Origin of the sequence: Nonomuraea sp. NPDC001636 (genome assembly GCF_040298265.1) — a bacterium.
In the GTDB taxonomy this organism is placed as follows: domain Bacteria; phylum Actinomycetota; class Actinomycetes; order Streptosporangiales; family Streptosporangiaceae; genus Nonomuraea.
Window position 1 is genome coordinate 1 of sequence record NZ_JBEOZT010000009.1, and the last position, 20,529, is coordinate 20,529.

The 20,529-nt window shown below is 73.9% G+C and carries 21 protein-coding genes and 1 pseudogene; 10 read left to right on the plus strand and 12 right to left on the minus strand.

Annotated elements, in window-relative coordinates; genetic code table 11:
- A pseudogene (locus tag ABT158_RS18700) lies at positions 1 to 588 on the plus strand (carboxymuconolactone decarboxylase family protein); the annotation flags it as partial.
- Positions 589 to 601: 13 nt separating this feature from the next.
- A complete protein-coding gene (locus ABT158_RS18705) occupies positions 602 to 1,405 on the plus strand; it encodes a TIGR03084 family metal-binding protein (RefSeq protein ID WP_352354815.1) in 804 nt (267 codons plus the stop codon).
- A gap of 145 nt (positions 1,406 to 1,550) precedes the next feature.
- On the opposite strand, the gene ABT158_RS18710 is transcribed toward ABT158_RS18705, so the two are convergent.
- Positions 1,551 to 3,053, minus strand: a complete 1,503-nt coding sequence (locus ABT158_RS18710) for a benzoate-CoA ligase family protein (protein ID WP_352354817.1) — start codon at positions 3,051 to 3,053, stop codon at positions 1,551 to 1,553.
- A 231-nt stretch (positions 3,054 to 3,284) separates the two neighbouring features.
- On the opposite strand from ABT158_RS18710, the gene ABT158_RS18715 reads away from it, so the two are divergent.
- Both ABT158_RS18715 and ABT158_RS18720 read left to right on the plus strand, forming a co-directional pair.
- On the plus strand, positions 3,285 to 4,361 hold the full coding sequence (locus ABT158_RS18715; RefSeq protein ID WP_352354819.1) for a hypothetical protein: 1,077 nt from the start codon (positions 3,285 to 3,287) through the stop codon (positions 4,359 to 4,361).
- 96 nt (positions 4,362 to 4,457) lie between these two features.
- Positions 4,458 to 5,444 carry a LuxR C-terminal-related transcriptional regulator gene (locus tag ABT158_RS18720; protein WP_352354821.1) on the plus strand — a complete coding sequence of 329 codons (987 nt, stop codon included), beginning with the start codon at positions 4,458 to 4,460 and terminating at the stop codon, positions 5,442 to 5,444.
- Between the two features lie 143 nt (positions 5,445 to 5,587).
- On the opposite strand, the gene ABT158_RS18725 is transcribed toward ABT158_RS18720, so the two are convergent.
- Positions 5,588 to 5,758, minus strand: coding sequence for a hypothetical protein (locus ABT158_RS18725; RefSeq protein ID WP_352354823.1), 171 nt, complete (start codon positions 5,756 to 5,758; stop codon positions 5,588 to 5,590).
- A gap of 275 nt (positions 5,759 to 6,033) precedes the next feature.
- Between ABT158_RS18725 and ABT158_RS18730 the strand changes: the two genes are divergently transcribed.
- On the plus strand, positions 6,034 to 7,620 hold the full coding sequence (locus ABT158_RS18730; RefSeq protein ID WP_352354825.1) for an acyl-CoA carboxylase subunit beta: 1,587 nt from the start codon (positions 6,034 to 6,036) through the stop codon (positions 7,618 to 7,620).
- A 9-nt stretch (positions 7,621 to 7,629) separates the two neighbouring features.
- Here the strand turns inward: ABT158_RS18730 and ABT158_RS18735 are convergent, their stop codons facing one another.
- Positions 7,630 to 9,072 carry an MFS transporter gene (locus tag ABT158_RS18735; RefSeq protein WP_352354827.1) on the minus strand — a complete coding sequence of 481 codons (1,443 nt, stop codon included), beginning with the start codon at positions 9,070 to 9,072 and terminating at the stop codon, positions 7,630 to 7,632.
- Between the two features lie 373 nt (positions 9,073 to 9,445).
- On the opposite strand from ABT158_RS18735, the gene ABT158_RS18740 reads away from it, so the two are divergent.
- Genes ABT158_RS18740 through ABT158_RS18750 form a run of 3 tightly spaced genes read left to right on the plus strand, consistent with a single transcriptional unit; the run spans position 9,446 to position 11,291 of the window.
- Positions 9,446 to 9,781 carry a hypothetical protein gene (locus tag ABT158_RS18740; protein ID WP_352329776.1) on the plus strand — a complete coding sequence of 112 codons (336 nt, stop codon included), beginning with the start codon at positions 9,446 to 9,448 and terminating at the stop codon, positions 9,779 to 9,781.
- Positions 9,778 to 10,548 carry a 4'-phosphopantetheinyl transferase family protein gene (locus tag ABT158_RS18745; protein ID WP_352354829.1) on the plus strand — a complete coding sequence of 257 codons (771 nt, stop codon included), beginning with the start codon at positions 9,778 to 9,780 and terminating at the stop codon, positions 10,546 to 10,548. The genes ABT158_RS18740 and ABT158_RS18745 overlap by 4 nt, the downstream gene beginning before the upstream one ends.
- A gap of 17 nt (positions 10,549 to 10,565) precedes the next feature.
- On the plus strand, positions 10,566 to 11,291 hold the full coding sequence (locus ABT158_RS18750; protein WP_352354831.1) for an alpha/beta fold hydrolase: 726 nt from the start codon (positions 10,566 to 10,568) through the stop codon (positions 11,289 to 11,291).
- On the opposite strand, the gene ABT158_RS18755 is transcribed toward ABT158_RS18750, so the two are convergent.
- The 4 genes from ABT158_RS18755 to metK all read right to left on the minus strand — a co-directional run bounded on the left by ABT158_RS18755 (position 11,235) and on the right by metK (position 14,465).
- Entirely contained in the window at positions 11,235 to 11,777 is a 543-nt protein-coding gene (locus tag ABT158_RS18755; protein WP_352354833.1) for a hypothetical protein, read from the minus strand. The two genes, ABT158_RS18750 and ABT158_RS18755, sit on opposite strands and share 57 nt — an antisense overlap.
- Complete coding sequence (locus ABT158_RS18760) at positions 11,774 to 12,331, minus strand: hypothetical protein (protein ID WP_352354835.1); 558 nt, start codon at positions 12,329 to 12,331, stop codon at positions 11,774 to 11,776. The genes ABT158_RS18755 and ABT158_RS18760 overlap by 4 nt, the downstream gene beginning before the upstream one ends.
- A gap of 146 nt (positions 12,332 to 12,477) precedes the next feature.
- Complete coding sequence (locus ABT158_RS18765) at positions 12,478 to 13,125, minus strand: isochorismatase family protein (protein WP_352354837.1); 648 nt, start codon at positions 13,123 to 13,125, stop codon at positions 12,478 to 12,480.
- A 152-nt stretch (positions 13,126 to 13,277) separates the two neighbouring features.
- Complete coding sequence (gene metK, locus ABT158_RS18770) at positions 13,278 to 14,465, minus strand: methionine adenosyltransferase (RefSeq protein ID WP_352354839.1); 1,188 nt, start codon at positions 14,463 to 14,465, stop codon at positions 13,278 to 13,280.
- A 330-nt stretch (positions 14,466 to 14,795) separates the two neighbouring features.
- On the opposite strand from metK, the gene ABT158_RS18775 reads away from it, so the two are divergent.
- Complete coding sequence (locus tag ABT158_RS18775) at positions 14,796 to 15,698, plus strand: S-methyl-5'-thioadenosine phosphorylase (RefSeq protein WP_352354841.1); 903 nt, start codon at positions 14,796 to 14,798, stop codon at positions 15,696 to 15,698.
- Between the two features lie 61 nt (positions 15,699 to 15,759).
- On the opposite strand, the gene ABT158_RS18780 is transcribed toward ABT158_RS18775, so the two are convergent.
- The 3 genes from ABT158_RS18780 to ABT158_RS18790 form a co-directional block, all read right to left on the minus strand.
- Entirely contained in the window at positions 15,760 to 16,023 is a 264-nt protein-coding gene (locus tag ABT158_RS18780) for an acyl carrier protein (RefSeq protein ID WP_352354843.1), read from the minus strand.
- 53 nt (positions 16,024 to 16,076) lie between these two features.
- Entirely contained in the window at positions 16,077 to 16,319 is a 243-nt protein-coding gene (locus ABT158_RS18785) for a phosphopantetheine-binding protein (RefSeq protein WP_352354845.1), read from the minus strand.
- A 123-nt stretch (positions 16,320 to 16,442) separates the two neighbouring features.
- On the minus strand, positions 16,443 to 17,387 hold the full coding sequence (locus ABT158_RS18790) for a prephenate dehydrogenase/arogenate dehydrogenase family protein (protein ID WP_352354847.1): 945 nt from the start codon (positions 17,385 to 17,387) through the stop codon (positions 16,443 to 16,445).
- A gap of 157 nt (positions 17,388 to 17,544) precedes the next feature.
- On the opposite strand from ABT158_RS18790, the gene ABT158_RS18795 reads away from it, so the two are divergent.
- Positions 17,545 to 18,321, plus strand: coding sequence for an alpha/beta hydrolase family protein (locus ABT158_RS18795; RefSeq protein ID WP_352354849.1), 777 nt, complete (start codon positions 17,545 to 17,547; stop codon positions 18,319 to 18,321).
- Between the two features lie 80 nt (positions 18,322 to 18,401).
- Here the strand turns inward: ABT158_RS18795 and ABT158_RS18800 are convergent, their stop codons facing one another.
- Entirely contained in the window at positions 18,402 to 18,995 is a 594-nt protein-coding gene (locus ABT158_RS18800; RefSeq protein ID WP_352354851.1) for a TetR/AcrR family transcriptional regulator, read from the minus strand.
- A 64-nt stretch (positions 18,996 to 19,059) separates the two neighbouring features.
- Positions 19,060 to 20,292, minus strand: a complete 1,233-nt coding sequence (locus tag ABT158_RS18805) for a serine hydrolase domain-containing protein (RefSeq protein WP_352354853.1) — start codon at positions 20,290 to 20,292, stop codon at positions 19,060 to 19,062.
- Positions 20,293 to 20,529: the final 237 nt, after the last annotated feature.

Consider the following 20,529-nt stretch of genomic DNA (forward strand, 5'->3'; position numbering starts at 1 on the left):
GGCTTCGGCCCGCTGCCGCCGGAGCTGCGGGGCGGGCCCCGCGGGACCGCGCTGCGGGTGTTGGGCGCGCTCTTGCGGCCGGCCGGGCGGCGGCCCGCGACCCCCGGCGGCTCGCTGGGCCTGCTGCCCGGCGCGCCACTGCCGGACGACCTGGCCTGGGCGGGCGGCGTCCCGCGGCTCGGCGAGGCGTTCGCCAGGGCCGCGGCGGCGATCGAGGAGGGCGGCGCGCGGCGGCTGCCCGTCCCGGTCCGCGAGCTGGTCGCCGAGCGGGTGTCCGGCTGGGACGGCGTCCCGCCCGGCCCCGGCAGCGGCTGGGCCGGTCAGGCCGCCGCCGCGCTGCCGCCCGCGCAACGTCCGGCCGCCCGGCTGGCGCTGCTGACCGCGCTGGCCTCCCACCAGGTGGACGCCCGGACCGTCGGCGAGTTCCGGGCCGCGACGACCGGCTCGGCCGCGCTCGCCGACGTCGCGCTCACCGACGCCGCGCTCGTCGAGGCGGCCTCCTGGGCGGCCATGACCGCCGCCCGCCGGACCGGCGTCTGGTCCGGGCTGCCCGCCACCCCGCTTCCGACCGCATCGACAGCCGACTGAAAGGAACGAGGACGTGACCGAGCTAGAGGTAGTGCTCGACGACCTGGCGGCCGACGGCGACCAGCTCGACGCGCTGGTGTCCGGCCTGGACGCCCAGCAGTGGAAGCTGCCCACCCCCGCGCCGGGCTGGACGATCGCCGACCAGATCGCCCACCTGGCCTTCATCTTCCGCCTGGCCACCGCCGCCGCCACCGACGCGGAGGCGTTCGCGGCCATGACGGCCGGCGCGGAGAAGAACTTCGACGGCGCGGTGAACGCCGCGCTCAAGGCGTTCGAGAACGACTCGCCGGACACGCTGCTGGCCAAGTGGCGGGCTGGACGGTCGGAGGTGCACGCAGGTCTGGCCGCCGTGCCCGCCGGCGAGGTCGTGCCGTGGCTGGTCAACCCGCTGCCGCCGATCGTGCTGGCGTGCGCGGGCATCATGGAGACCTTCGCCCACGGGCAGGACGTCGCCGACGCGCTGGGCGTACGGCTGGAGCGCACCGACCGGCTGCGGCACCTGGTCGTCTTCGCGGTGCTCACCCGGGACTTCGGCTACCTGTCGCGCGGGCTGACCCCGCCGGCGGAGGAGTTCCGTTTCGAGATCACCGGCCCCTCCGGCGAGGTGTGGGCCTACGGCCCCGAGGACGCGACCCAGCGGGTCTCGGGCCCGGCCGAGGACTTCTGCCTGCTGGTGACCAGGCGGCGGCACCGCGCCGACGTGGCGGTCACGGCGACCGGCGCCGAGGCCGACCGCTGGCTGGACATCGCGCAGGCCTACCGCGGGCCGGCGGGCGCCGGCCGGCGTCCCGGCCAGTTCGCCCGCGCCGGCGTCTGAGAAGCGGCCTCTGACAGGCGACGTCCACAGGCGGCGTCTGAGGCAGCCCCTGGCAGGCGGCGTCTGAGAAGCGGCGTCTGAGAAGACTTCCCGAACCGCGGGCGCGCCCGTCCGGAACTCCCCCAGTCCCGGGCGCGCCCGCTTCTCACGTCCCGACCTCCAGCGCGCGGCGGTCCACCTTGCCCGAGGCCGTCTGCGGCAGGCGTTCCACGAACGTGATCCGCCGGGGGAACTTCTGGGCCGCCAGCCGGGCCCGGACGAACGCCTTCAGCTCGGCCGCCTCGACCGCCGCCGAGGTCACCACGTACGCGTGCGGCCGGGTCAGCCCGCGCAGCTGATACCCGACCACCGCGCACTCGACCACGGCCGGGTGCTCGCGCAGGCAGTTCTCGATCTCGGCCGGCGCCACCCAGGACCCGCCGACCTTCAGCAGGTCGTCGGCCCGTCCCCGGTAGCGGAAGTAGCCGTCGGCGTCCCTGGTCACCAGGTCGCCCGAGCGCACGGTCCGCCCGCCCACGAACGTGCTCGCGGTCCGCTCCGGGTCCTGCCAGTACTCCAGCGCGACGGCGTCGCCGGTGACCTCCAGCCGCCCGGTCTCGCCGTCGGGCACCTCCCGTCCCTCGGGGTCCACGACGCGGGCGCGGTAGCCGGGGACGACCTGGCCGAGTGTGCCGGGCCGGACCCGTCCCGGGCGGTTGGACAGGAAGATGTGGTACGCCTCGGAGGAGCCGAGCCCGTCCACCACCTCCACGCCGAAGGTGTCGCTCCAGCGGCGGTGCAGCTCCGGCGGCAGCGCCTCGCCTGCCGACGTGCACAGCCGCAGGCAGCTCAGGTCCTGCCGGCCGGCGTCGGGGTGGGCGAGCATGGCGCTCATCATCGTGGGCACGTTCACCAGGACCGTGGGCCGGTGCTCGGCGATCAGCTCGAAGATCGTCTCGACCCGGCTGCGCTCGGGGAAGATCACGCCGGCCGCGCCGACGCCGAAGGGGAACAGGGCGGTCAGGTCGCGGGCGTAGCCGAAGAACAGCTTGGGCACGGGCAGCACCACGTCGTCCTGGCGCAGGTCCAGCACGCCGCGGGCGTAGGAGTCGAAGCTGACGTGCGGGCTCCTGGCGGGCAGCACGCAGGCGCGCGGCGCGCCGGTGCTGCCGGTGGTGAACTTCCACAGCGCCACGTCCCCGGCGGCGACCGGCACCGGGTCCAGCCGCGCGTCCTGCGCGGCGACCAGGGTGTCGAAGTGGTGCTCGCCGGGGCGCAGCAGGTGGCGCGGCACGCCGGTGACGAGCAGGCCGGTCAGCCCCGCCGCGCGCAGGCTCTCCAGCGCCGACGGCCCCGCCACCACCAGGCGCGGACGGGCGTACCCGGCGAAGTAGCGGTAGTCCTTGGGCCGCAGGAACGTGTACACCTCGGCGGTGACCGCGCCGATCTTCTGGGCGCCGTACCAGGTGGCGACCGACTCCACGCTGTCGTCGGCGGCGATGAGCACCCGGTCGCCGCGGCGTACGCCGAGCTCGCGCAGCGCGTTGCCGGCGCGGTCGGCCAGGGCGCGCAGCGTCGCGTAGTCGACGCGGCCCTGGCGGGTGACGAGCGCGGTCCTGGCGCCGTCGGCGCGGTCGAGGAATCGTGCGGCGATGTTGAAAGAGTCCATGACATGCCTTCTCGCTGCTCTGCTCGCGGGCTGGTTCCGCCTTCCACGGTGCCGGGCGCGGGCCGTCCGCAGGGGGTTGGGAGGCGTCAGCAAGCTGGCGGTCGTGGCAGCTTGCTGACGGGTTTCTCCCGGATTGCGGGATGGCCGCCGCGGCGTTGACGGGCCCGTCGGGCCGCGCGTGTACTGGGGATGCGGCGGCCGCGACGGCCGTCGCGCTGCGGAGGAGAAGCGATGGCATCCACGCCCGCGGGCTCGTGGCCGGTGACGGAGACGACCGGTGAGGCGCCCGGTGACATGACCGGTGAGACGGCGATCGGGACGGCCGCGCCGATGGCCGCGCCGATGGCCGCGCCGATGGCCGACTGCCTCGGCGGCGCCGTCCATCTGGCCTGCGCCGAATCCCCGCAGGACGAGCTCGCCGTCATCGTCGCCGGGTTCGCCGGCTACGAGGCCCAGAGCCGGGCGCGGGCCCAGGCCCGGCTCGCCGCCCTGCGTCGCCTGCGCCGCCTGCCCGGCGACGGCCCCCGGCCCGCGTGGACGGGTACGGAGCTGCGCCTGTCGGACTTCGTCGCCGACCCGCCCGCGAGCCTGCGGCGGCACGTGCCCGGCACCGGCCTGCTCAGCGGGCGGCGCTACCGGCTGCCCGTCGAGGTGGTGTGGACGAGCGGGCACGAATGCCTGGTCGAGCCGGCCACGAGCGGCGTGGTGGACAGCGGCGTGCCGGAGGCGATCGCCGAGGTGGTCGCCCACGACGTGGTGGCGCGCTGGTGGGCCGAGCCGCGCGAGCCGCTGCTGCGGGTCTCCGGCGCGCTGGACCGTCTGCTGCCGCCCGGCGTGACGGCCGCGGCCTCGGGGCTGGGGCTGCGGATGTCGGCGTTCGTGTTGTCGGTGCCCGATCTCCGGGTCGCCCTGGTGACCGTCGGCGGCGAGGGCGCGACGCTGGCCGCGGCGGCCGGCCGTACCGTGAAGTCGGCCGTGTGCGAGGCGTTCCTGCGCGCGATGGCGGCCAGGGCGCAGCCGTGGAGCACGCTGGAGCTGCCCGACTGCCTGCGCCGGTTCGCCGTGTGGCAGCGGGAGGGCGACTACGCCGCCCATCTGGAGCGCCTGGCCGTCGACGCCGATCCGCGGCTGGTGGACGAGGTGAGCGGGCTGCGTCCGTCCGGCTGGCCGGAGATCGCCGCGCGCCGGTTCGGGCACGAGCCGGTCGCCGTGCGGGCCGGCGGCGAGGTCGTCAAGGTGTTGTGCCCGGGGGCCCTGTGCTACCGGGCCGCGTCCGGGGCCACCGTGCTGCCCTGTCCCGTGCCCTGACCTCAGCGGACACCGCAACCTGCGAGGAGCGCCGGCCGTCCGGATTCCGATAATGGAAGTGCAAGCTCCGGCCGCCGAACCCCCGGGAGGTGGGGCGTGGATCTGTCCGTCATTGGAGTCACCCCCGAAGCGGAGGCGGTCTACCGCTATTTCCTGCGCCATCGGGGCGAGAGCGTGGGCTCGGTGCCCGAGGCCCTGGACCTCGATCCCGAGACGGTGGAGTCGGCGGTGGAGACGCTCGACCGGCTCGCCATGCTCGACCTGAACGACCGTCACCGGGTCACCGCGACCGAGCCGCGGATCGCCATCGAGCGCCTGGTCGAGCAGCGCCTGGAGGAGCTGAACGCGGAGATCCGCCGGGTGTTCGGCGCCCGCGACGCCATCTCCAGCTTCCTGGAGGACAAGCGGGAGGGCGACCGCTCCGACGCGGTGCTGGACATCGAGCGGGTGGAGAGCGGCGCGCGGGTCCGCCAGCGCCTGGACGACCTGGCCTTCTTCTCCTACAAGGAGACGCTCTGCCTGCACCCGGGCGGGCCGTTCAACGAGATGATGATCGAGTCGGCGCTGCCGCTCGACACGCGCTCGCTGCGGCGCGGCCTGGCCCTGCGCGAGATCTTCCACCCCAAGGCGCTGGAGGACCAGCGCATGGTGTCGTACCTGCGCGAGCTGGCGCACCTGGGCGCCGAGATCCGCGTCACCGACCAGCCGATGGACCGCATGCTCATGTACGACCGCAGCGTGGCCGTCGTCCCGATCGATCCCAAGGCGCACTCCACGGGCGCGCTGCTGGTCCGTGAGCCGGGCCTGATCTCCCAGCTCGTCATCTACTTCGAGGGCCTCTGGAAGGCGGCCGTGCCGCTGGCCGATCACCTCGACCCGCCCGGCGAGGAGCCGACGCTGTCGAAGATGGAGCAGCGGGTGCTGGCGGTCATGGCCACGGCCGACAAGGACGAGATCGCCGCCCGGGAGCTGGACATCTCGGTGCGCACCTACCGCCGTTACGTCGCCGACCTGATGGCCAGGCTCGGCGCGGTCAACCGTTTCCAGGCCGCGCTGCGCGCTAAGGAGGAGAACTGGATCTGACGCGTTTCTTCCGCTGTTTCTCGCGGACGACATGACGAACCCCCGCGACCCGGTCGCGGGGGTTCTCTCGTGTTCGGCCTTCGTCTATGGGCAGACCTCCTCGGGGAAATTCACGGTCAATTCCTTTCCGGTGTCGGGGCTTTTTACGGCCAGGTGTTGCCCTGCGGGGAGGGCAGCGGGGTGGGCAGCGGCCAGGTGTTGCCGTCAGGGCCGGCCGGCGCGGGCCAGGTGTTGCCGTCCGCCTGCAGCACCACCGTGTCGGCGGCAGCGGCGGCGGCCTGCGCGGCGGTGGCGCCGACGGCCCAGACGAGCATTCCGGAGACAATCGCGATAATCCACTGGGAAATCCGCTTGGCAACAATGCTGTTAGTCATTTCACTGCCTCTTTCTCGGTGGTACGTGTCGCTGTTCCCTTGCACTTCCAACTTTGCGCCGCGGCGCGGGCGCGAACCAGGCTTCGGCGAGGCAGCAAGCTGCAGGGCGTTTCCGTTTCCTGCCACGTCCGGCGCGGTCAAGCACTGGAGGAGGTGACAGGAAACGGCCATCGATCCTTAACTGGACATACCGGGAAGAGTCCGAGGAGGAAACGATGACCATCTCCCCCGAGGTCCTCCAGGAAGCCCCGTCGTCGGCCATGGACCGCCTGCGCGAGGAGCTCGCCGGCGCGCGCGAGGACATCGCGCGCGGCCGCCCGCAGGCCGTGGAGCGGCAGCACGCGCTGGGCAAGCGCACCGCGCGCGAACGGCTCGACCTGCTGCTGGACGAGGGCTCGTTCCTGGAGATCGAGATGTTCCGGCGGCACCGGGCCCAGGGGCTCGGCATGGAGGCCCAGCGGCCGCACACCGACGGGGTCGTGGCCGGATCGGGAACCATCGACGGCCGCCGCGTCTTCGTCTACGCGCAGGACTTCACCGTCTTCGGCGGCTCGCTCGGCGAGGCGCACGCCCAGAAGATCCACAAGGTGATGGACCTGGCGCTGTCCAGCGGGTCGCCGTTCATCGGGCTCAACGACAGCGGCGGGGCCCGCATCCAGGAGGGCGTGCTGTCGCTCAACGGCTACGGCGGCATCTTCCAGCGCAACGTGCAGGCGTCGGGGGTGATCCCGCAGATCGCCGTCGTGCTCGGCCCGTGCGCGGGCGGGGCGGCGTACTCGACGGCGCTGGCCGACTTCACGTTCATGGTGCGCGACACCGCCCAGCTCTACCTGACCGGCCCGGACGTGGTGGAGGCGGTCACCGGCGAGCGCGTCACGCACGCCGAGCTGGGCGGCGCGCAGGTGCACGCCAGCCGGTCCGGGCTGGCCACGTTCGTGCACGACGACGAGGAGAGCTGCCTGGCCGCCGTGCGCGACCTGGTCTCGATGTTGCCGAGCAACAACATGAGCCGCCCGCCGGCGCTGCCCGCGCGGGCCGCGGCCGGCGACGTCCGTCCCCGGCTGGCCGAGATCGTGCCGGTGGAGCCGAACAAGCCGTACGACATGCGCCTGGTCGTCGCCGAGGTGGTGGACGACGGCGACTTCCTCGAACTGCACCAGAGCTGGGCGCCCAACGTGATCTGCGCGCTGGCCCGGATCGACGGCCAGGTGGTCGGCGTGGTGGGCAACCAGCCGACCGTGCTGGCCGGCGTGCTGGACGTGTCGGCCGCGGAGAAGGCGGCCAGGTTCGTCAGGTTCTGCGACGCCTTCTCCATCCCCCTGGTCACGCTCGTGGACGTGCCCGGCTTCCTGCCCGGCAAGGAGCAGGAGCACTCGGGCGTCATCCGGCACGGCGCCAAGCTGCTGTACGCCTACTGCGAGGCGACCGTGCCGCGCGTCCAGGTCATCGTCAGGAAGGCCTACGGCGGGGCGTACATCGTGATGGACTCCCGGTCGATCGGCACCGACCTGTCGTTGGCCTGGCCGACCAACGAGATCGCGGTGATGGGCGCCGAGGGGGCGGTCAACATCATTCACCGCAAGGAGCTGGCCGCCGCGGCCGACCCCGCCGCCCGGCGGGCGGAGCTGCTGGAGCAGTACACCCGCGAGCTGGTCCATCCGGCGTACACGGCCGAGCGCGGCCTGGTCGACGCCGTGATCGACCCGGTGGAGACGAGGTCGGCGGTGGCGCGCGGGCTGGCCATGCTGCGCGACAAGCGCAAGCACGTGGCGCCGCGCAAACACGGCAACCTTCCCCTGTAGGGCTTCCCGTCAGTTCCCCTGGTCGGCGCAGGGGACGGCCGCGGCCGTCCGGACGCGCCGGCCGGGCAGCCTGAGCGCGGCCAGGACGCCCGTCAGCATGACGGCGCCCAGGACGAGGACCGCCGCGCGCATCCCCTGGGCGGAGGCGTCGCGCAACGCCTGCCCGGCCAGCCCTTCGATGCCCTGGTTGGCGACGGCCACCAGGACCGCCAAACCCGCCGCGGTGCCCACCTGCAGCGCGGTGGAGGCCACTCCGGAGGCCAGGCCCTGTTCGTCCGCCGGGACGCCGGTGCCGGCCGCGATCCACATGGCCTCGTACGTGATGCCCATGCCCAGGCCGATGACGACCACTCCCGGCAGGACGGTGAGGAGGGACCCGTCCCCCTGCATGCCGGGGGCAAGGAGCACGGCGCCGGCGGCGTTGACGAGGATGCCGGCGATCAGCGTGCCGCGGGTGCCGAGCCGGTGGACCAGCCGCTCGCTGAGGAAGTTGCCGGCCGTGATCGACAGGGTCGGGGCGAGGAACGCCAGGCCGGTCTCCAGGGCGTTGAAGCCGAGGACGTCCTGGAGGTACAGGGTCAGGAAGTACGGCACGGCCTGCATCGTCAGGCCGAACAGGAGGATGACCACGACCGCGCCGCTGAGCGCGCGGTTGCCGAACAGCCGCAGCGGCATCAGCGGCGTCCGGCCGCGGGCCTGGAGCCGCAGGAACACCGCCACCAGCACCACCGCGAGCACGGCCGCCGCGACCACCTCGGCCCGCGCCCAGCCCGCCTCCGAGCCGTGCGCGACCGCGAAGATCAGCAGCGTGATGCCGGCGGTGCCGGTCAGCGTCCCGGGCACGTCCATGCTGCCCCGGGTGGCGCGGCCGTCGGGCGGCAGCAGGGCGAAGGCGGCGGCCACGCCCACGGCGGTCAGCGGCACGTTGACGTAGAACACCGCCTGCCAGCCCAGGGCCTGGGTGAGCACCCCGCCGGCCAGCGCGCCCGCCGTGAGCCCGCCGGCGCCCGCCATGGCCCAGACGGTCAGCGCGCGGTTGCGCTCCCTGCCCTCGGCGAAGGCGGTGTTGACCAGGGCCAGCACCGCCGGGAACAGCACCGCGCCGGCCAGGCCCTGCACGGCGCGCGCGGCGAGCAGCACCGCCGGCGCCGTGGCCAGACCGCCCAGCACGGAGGCCACGCCGTACAGCGCCATGCCGAGCACGAACATCCGCCGGCGTCCGGCCAGGTCGGACAGGCGCCCGCCGAGCAGCAGGAAGCCTCCGTACAGGACGGCGTACGCGGTGACCACCCATTGCAGGGTGTGCGCGGTGAAGCCGACGTCGGACGCGATGTCCGGCAGGGCCACGTAGATGATGGTGAAGTCGAGACTGATGATCAGATGGCCCAGCGCGAGCAGCGCGAGGCTCCACCCCGGCCGCCGGATGCGGTCCGGGGAGCGGGTGATGGACATGGATGTGCCTTTCGTCCGTACGGGGTCCGGTGGCCTGTCATGGCTGCACCGGAACCGGCGGACACTTGTTGGCACACCCCCTGAGGGCGCTGGGGTGGGCGGCGCCCGGGCTCGGGCCGTCCGGTCCGATCATCGCCCCTCCCCACGTGTTCCGCGCCGTCTCCGGGACGACTATGCCGTCCGCCGCGGCCCAGGGGATCGGCCGTCCGGTCACCGTGATCCAGGACCTTGGACCTAGGACCAGGAGCGGCGGGCCCGGTGACAGCATGCGGCGGCTGCCTGCAGCTTCCTGACGTCCCCATCCCTGGATCGCGCCCTTCCCGGATCCCACAGTGGAGGTACGAGAGACAGACCTCCGGCAGACGAGATGGAGATGAGACCCCATGTTCGCCCCTTCACGCCGCACGGCGACGAGGAAGCCATGCTGATCCAGGTGACGATGCGCCAGGTGCGCGGGATGCCGTTCCTCGGCTCCCCGATCGACGGGATCCGCATCATGGCGCTCCTGCCGGGCCACTGGCACAAGGACCTCACCCAGGCCGGCGGGGACATCGTCATCCGGATGCGCGTGGACGAGCCCCTGACCAGCGCGCAGGTGCGCGCCGAGGTGACGCAGACCCTCGCCAACCCCGAGGTGGACCGGTGGGAGCTGGTGGCCTGCCGCGTCCTGTCCCACAGCAGCACAGCCGCAAGGGAGGAAGATCAGTGATCGCATCTGTGGTGGCGCCAGGAGAGTGCCAGGTCTGGTGGGCCGGCCCGCGTGACCATCCGGAGGGGACCCTGTTGTCGGTGCTCAGCGAGCCCGAGCTCGAACGGGCCGCGCGGTTCCGCCGCGAGCCCGACCGCAGGCGCTTCCTGACCGGCTCGTGGCTGCTGCGCACCGCGAGCGCCGTGCAGCTCGGGGTCCGTCCCGAGGACGTCGTGGTGGACCGGTCGTGCCCCGACTGCACCCGGTACCACGGCAAGCCGCAGGTCCGGGCGCCCGGCTTCCCGCTGCACGTGTCGGTCTCGCACTCCGAGGACCGGGTCGCGGTGGCCGTGACGACCGAGGGGCCGCTCGGGGTGGACGTGGAGGCCGTGCCCGCCGACCCGGTGGACGACCTGGCCCGGTGCGCGCTCACCGAGGCCGAGCTTGCCGTCCTGGAGGCGTTCCCCCAGGAGGACAGGTACGAGGCGTTCGCGAAGGTCTGGGTGCGCAAGGAGGCGGCGCTCAAGGCCACCGGGCACGGCCTGCGGGTGCCTCCGACGGAGGTGGCGGTCAGCGGGCCGGCCGACGACCCGGCCCTGCTGAGCTGGCCGCTGGACATCCCGCCGGAGAGCCTGCGGTTCCGCGTCCTGTCGCCGGGCCGCGGCTACGTCGCCGCGGTCGCGGTGATCACCGGCCGCCCGGTCGAGGCGGTGGAGTTCCACCTGCCCGCCGCGCGGGCAGACTTCGCACGGGGCCCCCTGCCGGGGCCGCTGGCCGGCGTCGCGTGACGAGGAGGACGATCCAGATGCGAAGGACCTTCCTCCTCCTGCCGGGCTCCTGGTCGGGCGCGTGGATCTGGGAGCCCGTCGTCCGGCGGCTGCGCCTGCTGGGGCACGACGCCCGCGCCGTCACCCTGCGCGGCCTGTCCGGGCCGCGCGACGACGTCGCCGGCGTCGGCCTCCAGACGCACGTGGACGAGGTGCTGACCCTGCTGAAGAACGAGGGGCTGCGCGACGTCGTGCTCGTCGGGCACAGCTACTCGGGGCTGGTGGCCGGTCAGGTCGCCGACCGGGCGCCGGGCCGCGTCGCCCACACCGTCTACGTCGAGGCGTTCCTGCCGCACGACGGCCGTTCGATGCTGCACGCCTTCCCCGACCGGCAGCGGGAGCAGGAGCTGCGCCTGATCGAGGCGGGCGGGGGCCGCTGGCCCGCCCCCGACCACACCCTGGTGGCCGAGGGACAGGGTCTCACGGCGGCGCAGGCGCGCTGGCTGGCCGCCCGGTTCGTCGGCCACCCGGGCCGCGCCGTGGCCGAGGCCGCCGTGCTCAGCACGCCGCTGGAGCGGCAGCGGGCCAGCTACGTGGTGTGCGACCTGGACCACTTCCAGGGCAGCCTGTCGCCCGACGTGTCCGCGCTGCGCGCGGCGCCGTCCTGGGACTTCCACACCCTGGACACCGGCTGCTGGCCGATGGTCTCAGCGCCCGGCCCGCTCAGCGCTCTGCTGTCCGACGCCGTCGCCGGCCGCCGTTGAGCGGCCGGCGGCCTCCGGGCCCGGTGCCGGCCCGGGCCGCGAGGACGCGGGCAGCAGCCGCCGCAGCGAACCGGCGTGCAGGAACCACAGCAGGCCCAGCGCCACGGCCAGGAGCAGGGCGCTGAAGACCCACTCGTTCGACCCGCCCGGCCCGTAGACGCGGCCGCCGGAGCCGATGTCCACCGCGCGGACCGGCTGCCCGGCCCGGTGGGTGTAGCGGTCGCTGCCGTACATCTCGACGCCCGTCCGGCCGGTGGCGCCGTCGTCGGAGCGGAAGTCGCCCGTCCAGACGCAGGACTCGTGCCCCGGATGCGTGATGCACGCCAGCGTGCGCGGCACGAACACCCCGGGCACGCCGTCGGCGCGGGCGGCGCGGACGACCGTGCCGAGGTTCGGCACGGTCAGGAACAGCAGGAAGCCCGCCACCAGGCTGAGCGCGAAGGAGAAGGCCGGGGAGACCCCGCGGCGCCCGGAGCGCGCCATCACGCGGGCGACACCGCGCAGGCGCAGCGCATGTCGGCCCGCTCGGCCGGACGGGGGCTGCGGTGCAGGAGCATGGCCACCACCATGGGCACGAAGACCAGCCCGTTGTAGAACAGGTGCAGCTCCATGCGCGGGACGAGGAGCTGGATGATGCTCGTCGGCACCGGACGGCCCATCAGGTTGTTGCCGGTGAGCGCCTGCAGGAGCAGTAGCAGGTGCTCCAGGTGGTGCCAGACCTGGATGCCCAGCGAGATGTTCCACCACGTACGGGACCTGCCGGTGAAGCCGGAGCGCAGCATCAGCAGGCCGACGAGCATCAGCAGCGCGTAGCCGTAGTGCATCCACTCGGAGCTGACCAGCCAGGGGAAGGGCAGGCCGAGGACGCCGCGCGCCTCCTTCAGCGGCCAGCCCAGCACGTAGACCTGGATGGCCTGGGCGACGTGCTCGGCCCAGTGGGCGAGCACGACGACGAGGTAGAGGGTGAGGGCGGGCTTGTGGTAGCGGGTGTTGAGCGCGCTCAACAGGCCGCCGGACGTCGACACCGTGTGGGTGGCCATGCGGGGAACCTCGGCTTCCGGGATCGTCGGTCACGCGTCGTCCCGGCACGGCGAGGTCGCCGGCGAATGGTCTTCGGTCCCCTTCGGTTGCGCCTGCTCCGGGAGATCGCGAGTTCAGTGTCCGCTGCGATCCCGGGCCTGACAACTCACAAATTGCGCGGCAGGCCGGCGAGCAGTTGCTTGGTCGTCAGGGTGACGCCGCAGCGGCCGGCGACGTAGCCGAGCGCCTGCCGGTGGTCGGCGGCGGTGAGGTCGGCGACGGCGTCGGCCACCACGTACGGCTGGATGTCGTGGGTGAAGGCGTCGAGCGCGGTGGTCAGGACGCCGATGTGGGCGTAGACGCCGGCGATGAGGAGCTGGTCGCGTCCCGACTCGCGCAGCCACCACAACAGGGTGGTCTCGTGGAAGGCGCTGTAGCGCCGCCGGGTGAAGATCCAGTCGCCCGGCCCCGGCGCCATCGGCTCGGGAAAGCCGCGCCGGGCGGGCTCCAGCCGGTCGCTGCGCCGCCAGAAGTCCTTGGCCAGCCCCTGCTGCTCGCCGGTCAGCAGGCCCGGCTGGGCCGCGTAGGCGACGGGCACGCCGAGGCGCGCGCACAGCTCGCGCAGCGCCGTCACGTTGCGCACCAGGTCGGTGAGCGGCGCCTCGCCGGGCGGGAAGAGGTCGAGGCAGGCGTGCTGCAGGTCGACCAGCAGCAGGACGGCCCGGCGCGGGTCGGGCGTCCAGGTGACCGCGGCGGGCGGCAGCTCGGCGGCGTCCGGCATCGGGTAGGGCTCGATCTCTGAAACGACCGGCACGGCGACCTCCGAATTTTTCGCAGCTTTTTGAGGCTGATTCCATGATGTGCCGCCACGGCGTCCCGTGAAATGCGGAACGGCGGCAGGAAGCTGACTTCCCGCCGCCGTTTCCAGCCATTTTCTTTTTTCCGATGGTTGCACCGGGCCCGTGGTCAGAGTCCGGCCGCCGCCCGCAGTTCCTCCGTCCGGTTCACCCGCTCCCAGGTGAACTCGTCGCGGCCGAAATGCCCGTAGGCGGAGGTGCCCGCGTAGATGGGACGCAGCAGGTCCAGGTCCCGGATGATCGCGGCCGGGCGCAGGTCGAACACCTCGCGCACGGCGTCGTGGACGCGCTCCCTGGGCACCCGTTCGGTGCCGAAGCACTCCACGAACAGGCCCACCGGCCGCGCCTTGCCGATCGCGTACGCCACCTGCACCTCGCACCGCCCGGCCAGCCCCGCGGCCACCACGTTCTTGGCCACCCAGCGCATGGCGTAGGCGCCCGACCGGTCCACCTTGGAGGGGTCCTTGCCGGAGAACGCGCCGCCGCCGTGCCGGGCCATGCCGCCGTACGTGTCGATGATGATCTTGCGTCCGGTCAGGCCCGCGTCGCCCATCGGGCCGCCGACCTCGAACCGGCCCGTCGGGTTGACCAGCAGCCGGTGGCCGGCGGTGTCGATCCCCGCCTCGGCCAGCACCGGCTCGACGACCTCGCGCGTGACGTCGGGGGTGAGCATGCCGGCCAGGTCGACGTGCGCGGCGTGCTGGGTGGACAGCACGACGGTGTCCAGGCGGACCGGCCGGTCGCCCTCGTACTCGACGGTGACCTGCGTCTTGCCGTCCGGCCGCAGGTACGGCACCGTCCCGGACCTGCGGACCGCCGCCAGCCGCCGGGCCAGCCGGTGGGCCAGCATGATCGGCAACGGCATCAGCTCGGGCGTCTCCTCGCACGCGTAGCCGAACATCAGGCCCTGGTCGCCGGCGCCCTGCCGGTCCAGCTCGTCGGCGGCGGCCGCGCCGCGGTGCTCGTAGGCGTCGTCCACGCCGCGGGCGATGTCGGGCGACTGGGTGCCGATCGACACCGACACGCCGCAGGAGGCGCCGTCGAAGCCCTTCTGGGAGGCGTCGTAGCCGATCTGCAGGATCGTCTCCCTGACCAGGCCGGGGATGTCCACGTACGTCTGCGTGGTGACCTCGCCCGCGACGTGCACCATGCCCGTGGTGATCAGCGTCTCGACCGCGACCCGACTGCCGGGGTCCTTGGCCAGCAGTGCGTCCAGGATGCCGTCGCTGATCCGGTCGGCGATCTTGTCGGGGTGGCCTTCGGTGACCGATTCGGAGGTGAACAACCGACGTGACACCGGGGCCTCCTAGTAGGGCAGCCGGCGCCCGGCGGGCGTGCGCAGGTCGAGTGCGGTCACGGGGGTACGCGGTTTCTTCGGCCTCGGCACGCGAATCACTTTGGGCATGGAATGGCTCCACATCTCGGCGGCGGGAAAACTCGAATTTCCCGGACACAGATCATCCAAGATTTCGCGTCGAGCATTCTTCTCCGATGACCTGCGCGACGAAGGTTCGCTTTCGAGAATAACCACGGCCGGGCGTGGCGGGTTCTTTCCCTGTGCGGCGTCGGGACCGGTCGGGCAATCCAGGAGATGCCCCGGACGCGCCGGCGGGCCACGATGCTCCTGATGCCCGGACGGCTCCTCCCGCCGGGCGGATCACCTACGCCGGGTCCCGGCCGCACCGGCGACGAAAGGCTGATCATGAACGGATTCGGCGCGGAGATCGGGATCATCGGCGGGAGCGGGTTCTCCTCGGTCGCCGACGGAGCCCGGGAGGTCGCGCTCACCACCCCGTACGGCGAGCCGTCGGCGCCGCTCTCGCTGGCCCGGGTGCGCGGCCGCACGGTCGCCTTCCTGCCCCGGCACGGGCGCGACCACCGCCGGCCGCCGCACCGGATCAACTACCGGGCCAACCTGTGGGCGCTGCACGCGGTGGGCGTGCGCCAGATCATCGCGCCGTGCGCGGTCGGCTCGCTCCGGCCCGAGCTGGGGCCCGGCGTGATGGTGGTGCCCGACCAGCTCGTGGACCGGACCTGCGGACGGGTCCGGACGTACTTCGACGACGCGGCGGTGCACGTGCCGTTCGCCGACCCGTACTGCCCGGTGGGCCGCGAGACGGTGCTCGACGCCGCGGCGGCGACCGGCCAGGACTGCGTGGACGGCGGGACGACGGTGGCGGTCGAGGGCCCGCGCCTGTCCAGCCGGGCCGAGGCGCAGTGGTACGCCGCGCAGGGGTGGTCGCTGCTCGACATGACGGCCTGCCCGGAGGCGGCGCTCGCCCGCGAGCTGGCCCTGTGCTACGTGCCGGTCGCGCTGGTGACGGACCTGGACGCCGGGCTCGGCGTGGGCTCGGGCGCGCGGCGGGACGAGCTGTTCACGATCTTCCACGAGGGGCTGGACCGGCTGCGGGCGCTGGTGCTGGCGACCGTGGCCCGGCTGCCGCGCACCCGTACGTGCGACTGCGCGCGGGCCCTGGAGGACGCCGCCCTCCCCGCCGACGCCGACCACCTCGGCCCGCTCCCCGCCTGAACCCTTCTTGGAGCACGCGGAAACCCGGGCCCCCGCGGGAACCCGGGTGTGAGCGCGGAGGCTACACCGCCATCGGCACGTGCGCGTCCAGGGCGACGCGTTCGACCAGCGCCTCCAGGTTCGGGTCCGCGTCGAAGACGTCGCCGACGTCGATGGCGATGCCCAGCTCCTCCTTGATCCGCCCGACCAGCCGCGCCGCGGCCGCGAACTCCCCTTCCAGGTCGGAGAACGTCGCCGCCTCCAGCCCCTCGGGCACGTCGAGCACCTCGTTCCAGATGTCGCCGACCTTCTCGCGAAGCTCGGCGAGGCTGAGTCCGCCGGTCATGGGCCGTCCCTCCTCAAGGTCTGCTGGTGATTGTCGCAACGGCGCCACGGCGGCTACATCTCCGAGGATGCCCTCGCCCTGACCTGGCCGAGCAGCGCGTCGAGCGTCCCGTCGCACAGCAGGACGGCCGGTTCGACGGCCACCCCGAGCCGGTCCTCGATCCGGGCGGCCATCCGCAGCGCGGCGAGCGCCGTGCCGCCGAGCTCGCCGAAGGTGGCGCCGGCCTCGTCCGGGCCGACGCCGAGCACGGTGTTCCAGATGTCGGTGACGTGCCTGTCGACGTCCGCCGGGTCCACGTCGCGCGTCCTCCCGTGAGGCTCCCTTGGGGGGACCATAAGCCGCGGGGGCGGCGGGCGCTTGTCCTCACGTGCGCACTCGGGGCCGTTCGCCCGTGCGGGCCCGTTGGTCGCGCGGCGGGGTCAGGACGCGGCCCGTTCCGTCTCCCGCGTGCGCGACAGCGCCCGGACGATGCGCGCGTGCCCCTCGTTCCCCCTGGCCAGCACCTCGGCCACCGGGCCGTCGTCGGCGGCGCGCAGGGCGGCGGCGACGCGGCTCAGGTCGCGGGTCAGCTCGTCCAGCAGGTCGGCGACCGGGGTCGCGTTGTGCGCCAGGATGTCCCGCCACATGCCCGCGGGGCTGCCGGCCACCCGCGTCACGTCCCGCAACGCCCCGGCGGCCAGCGACAGACCGTCCGCATCCCGGTCCACCCCACAGCCCGGGGCCGTGCCCGGCGCCGTGCCCGGGGCCGGTTCGGCGGGCGCGGCCTGGGCGCCGGTCGCGAACCGGGCGGCGAGCGCGGCCGACAGGACGAGCGGCAGGTGCGACACGGCCGCGGCGGCCCGGTCGTGGGCGTCCGGCGCGAGCAGCCGCACCTCGGCCCCGCACGCGGTCGCGAGCGCCGTCACCGTGCGCAGCGCCCGCGGCGACAGCGCCGGATGGGGGCACAACGCCCACGTCCTGCCCTCGAACAGGCCCGCCCGCGCGGCCCCGGGCCCCGACACCTCCCGCCCGGCCATCGGATGGCCGGGCACGTAGCAGGACAGGTCGCACCCGCCGCGCTCGACCTCGGCGAGGATCCGCGTCTTGGCGCTGGCCACGTCCGTGTAGACCCTCCCCAGCCCGCGGTCCTGCGCCTCCCGCAGGACGGCGGCCACCGACGAGGGCGGCGTGGCGATCACGACGACGTCGGCCGGGCCGGCCCCGGCCCGCAGCGCGGTGCCCGCGCCCATCCGCGCGGCCTGCGCCAGCGCCCACGGATCGTGGTCGGCCAGCTCGACCCGGACGCCCGCCCGCCGCAGCGCGCACGCCACGGACGTGCCGATCAACCCACAGCCGATCACCACGACACGGCGGATTGGGGACATGGCCGAACCTCGCTTCCCTCGGACGTCACTCCCCCATGGTCGCGGCGCGAGGCGCCCGGCGGCGGTACGCGGACCGTCTTCTTGCTGCCGCCCCGCGGCACGTTCCTGCCAGCGCAACCCCAGGTCAAGCCCCTGGACGCGCTCCTACGATCACGACATGTCCTACCAAGACCTGCTGTCCCGACCGGTACGCCCGCCCGACCGCGTGCTCCGCTACGGCGACCGCCACCCCGACCAGGTGATCGACGTCTACGACGGCGCCGGCCGCGCGCCCCTCGTCCTGCTGCACGGCGGCTACTGGATGGCCGAGTACGACCGGCGGCACGCCCGTCCCATGGCCGTCGCCCTGGCCGCGCTCGGCCACCAGGTCTGGCTGCCCGAGTACCGCAGGGTGGGCCAGGAGGGCGGCGGCCACCCGGGCACGTTCGACGACGTGGCCGCCGCGCTCGACCTCGTACGGGCGGAATGCCCGTCCGGGGTGCTGCTGGTGGGCCATTCGGCGGGCGGTCACCTCGCGCTCTGGTCGGCGCTGCGGCACCGGCTGCCGCCCGGCTCCCGCTGGCACGCCGAACCGGCGGTCCGCGGCGTGGTGGGGCTGGCCGCCGTCTGCGACCTGGGCGAGGCGTTCACGGCGGGGCTCGGCGGCGGCGCGGCCCGCGCCCTGCTCCACGACCGCGCCGACCTGCTGGACGAGGTGGACCCGGCGCGCCTGCTGCCCTACGACCGGGGCCCGCTGGTGCTGGTGCACGGGGTCAGGGACCGCGTGCTGCCGGTGTCGATGAGCCGCCGGGCGGCGGCGGCCGAGCCGTCGGCGGTGCTGATCGAACCGTCGGACGCCGGCCACTTCAGCCTGATCGACCCCCTGTCGAGCACCTGGCCCCTGATCACCGCCGCCATAGAGGCCGCGGCGGGACGCCACACGATTCGGGCGTGAGCACGGCGACGCCCGGGGCGAGCAGCGCTGTCAGGACGGCTCGTGGACGAGCGCCCCGACCACCCGGGGGAGCAGCACAGTCAGGACGGCTCGGGCATGAGCGCGCCGACCACCCGGGCGAGCAGGGCGGCCCACTCCTCGTCGCCGACGGCGTGCAGGTCGGGTGTGACCAGGGCGCTGCCCATGGACAGCAGCAGGCAGAAGTGGGCCAGCGCGGCGGGCGACAGCGCCGGGTCCAGCTCACCCCGGTCCTGGGCGAGGCGGGCCAGCGCGGCCATCGACCCGGCGCGCTCGCCGACGTAGTCACGCATGGGCCGGGCGACCTCCTCGTCCCGCCGGGCCGCGACGAGCGCCTCGACGATGAGGTAGCCACGGGCGTCGCGCCGCTGCGGCAGCCAGCGTCCGATCTCCAGCAGCAGGTCGGGCACGGGCCGGTCGGGGTCGGCGGCGAACAGGTCGGCCAGCCCCCGCCGCCCGTGCGCGCGCAGCGCCGCCACCAGCAGCTCGGCCTTGGAGCCGAAGTGCGCGTACAGCGCGCCGTTGCTCACCCCGGCGGCGGCGGCGATGTCGGCGACGCGGGTGCCGTCGTACCCGCGTTCGGCGAACGCCTCCGCGGCGGCGCGCAACAACCGTTCACGAGTCTCGGCGGCGGTGACGCCGGCGATTCGGCCCATGGCAGCATTAAACAGCCCGCCCACCCGGTAGGTGACCATCGACCGGATCCCCCGCCCGCGCCGGTCAGTCGTCGAGGGCCTGGTAGAGCGTGGTCCAGAAGTCGTTGATGAGCCGCATCGAATCCGTGGTGGACATCCCGACCTGGGTGAGCAGGATCCCGGTGAGCCGTCTGGCCGGGTCGGCGTAGGCGGTGGTGCCGGTCCCGCCGTCCCAGCCGAACTGGCCGACGGAGGCGTAGTCGCCGCGGCGGGTGCGCACCGCCATCCCGAAGCCCCAGCCGCCCTGGAGCCCCTGGCCGGCGGACACATGGACGATGTTCCCGTACATGGCGTCCCGGGCGGCCTGTTGCGCCGGGGTGAGGCGGTTGGTGGTCATCAGCTCGACCGCGGGCCTGGACAGGACGCGTTCGCCGTCGTGCACGCCGTGGTTCAGCAGCATCCGGAAGTAGGCGTGGTAGTCGTCCACGGTGGAGACCAGCCCGCCGCCGGCGCCCTGGAACGCCGGGGGCCGGGCGGTTCTGCCGCCCTCCGCCTCGTCCCACACCAGGAACTCCCCGGTCGCCGGGTCGGGCCCGTACAGGGGCGGCAGCCGGTCGATCTTCGCGGCGGGCACGTGGAAGGCGGTGTCCTTCATCCCCAGCGGGTCCAGGACGCGTTCGCGCAGGAACGCCTCCAGGGACCGGCCGGCGACCCGGGCGACGAGCACGCCGACCACCTCGTTGCTGAGGTCGTACTGCCACCGCTCCCCCGGCTGGTACGACAGCGGCAGCTCGCCGAGGCGGCGCATCCACTCGTCCGGGTCCGGCGCCGGCCCGGACGCCACGCTGTAGTCGGTCCGCTCGAAGGTGGCGGCCCTGATCGGGGAGTTCAGCAGCGTGAAGTCGATGCCGAGGCCGAACGTGGAGGTCAGCAGGTCCCGTACGGTGATCGGCCGGCGGGCCGGCACGGTGTCCTCCAGCGGGCCGTCGGGACGCCGCAGCACCCGCCGGTCGGCCAGTTCGGGCAGCCACGGATCGACCGGGTCGTCCAGCCGCAGCCGGCACTCGTCCAGCAGGACCATCGCCGCCGCCATCGTGACCGGCTTGGACGTGGACGCCATCCGGAAGATCGTGTCCCGGCTCATCGGCGCGCCGCCGTCGTGGCGCATGGTCCCGATCGCCTCGACGTGCGTCTCCTGCCCCCGGCTGACCAGGGCGACCAGCCCGGGGATCCGCTTGGACTCCACGTGCCGGGCCAGCACCTCGCGCAGCCGGCGCAGCCCTGCTGCGGAGAAGCCGTTGTCGTTCTCGGCCGTCATGATCCCTCTTTCGATGGTGGTCGTCGTCCGCCACGGCTCGAAGGCGGTGACGGACGGGCCACCGGCTCCTTCGAGGTGGCCGTGCGACGAGCCTGGACCCTGACCCAAGGTCAAGGTCAACCCCGCCATGGCCGTGCGCGCTACTCTCGGGCCTGTGAATGCCCGCACCCCGTACCCGGGCGCGCCGCTCGCCGACCGGCGACCGGCGCGCCTCCGCCCGCCGTCCGCGGATATGCC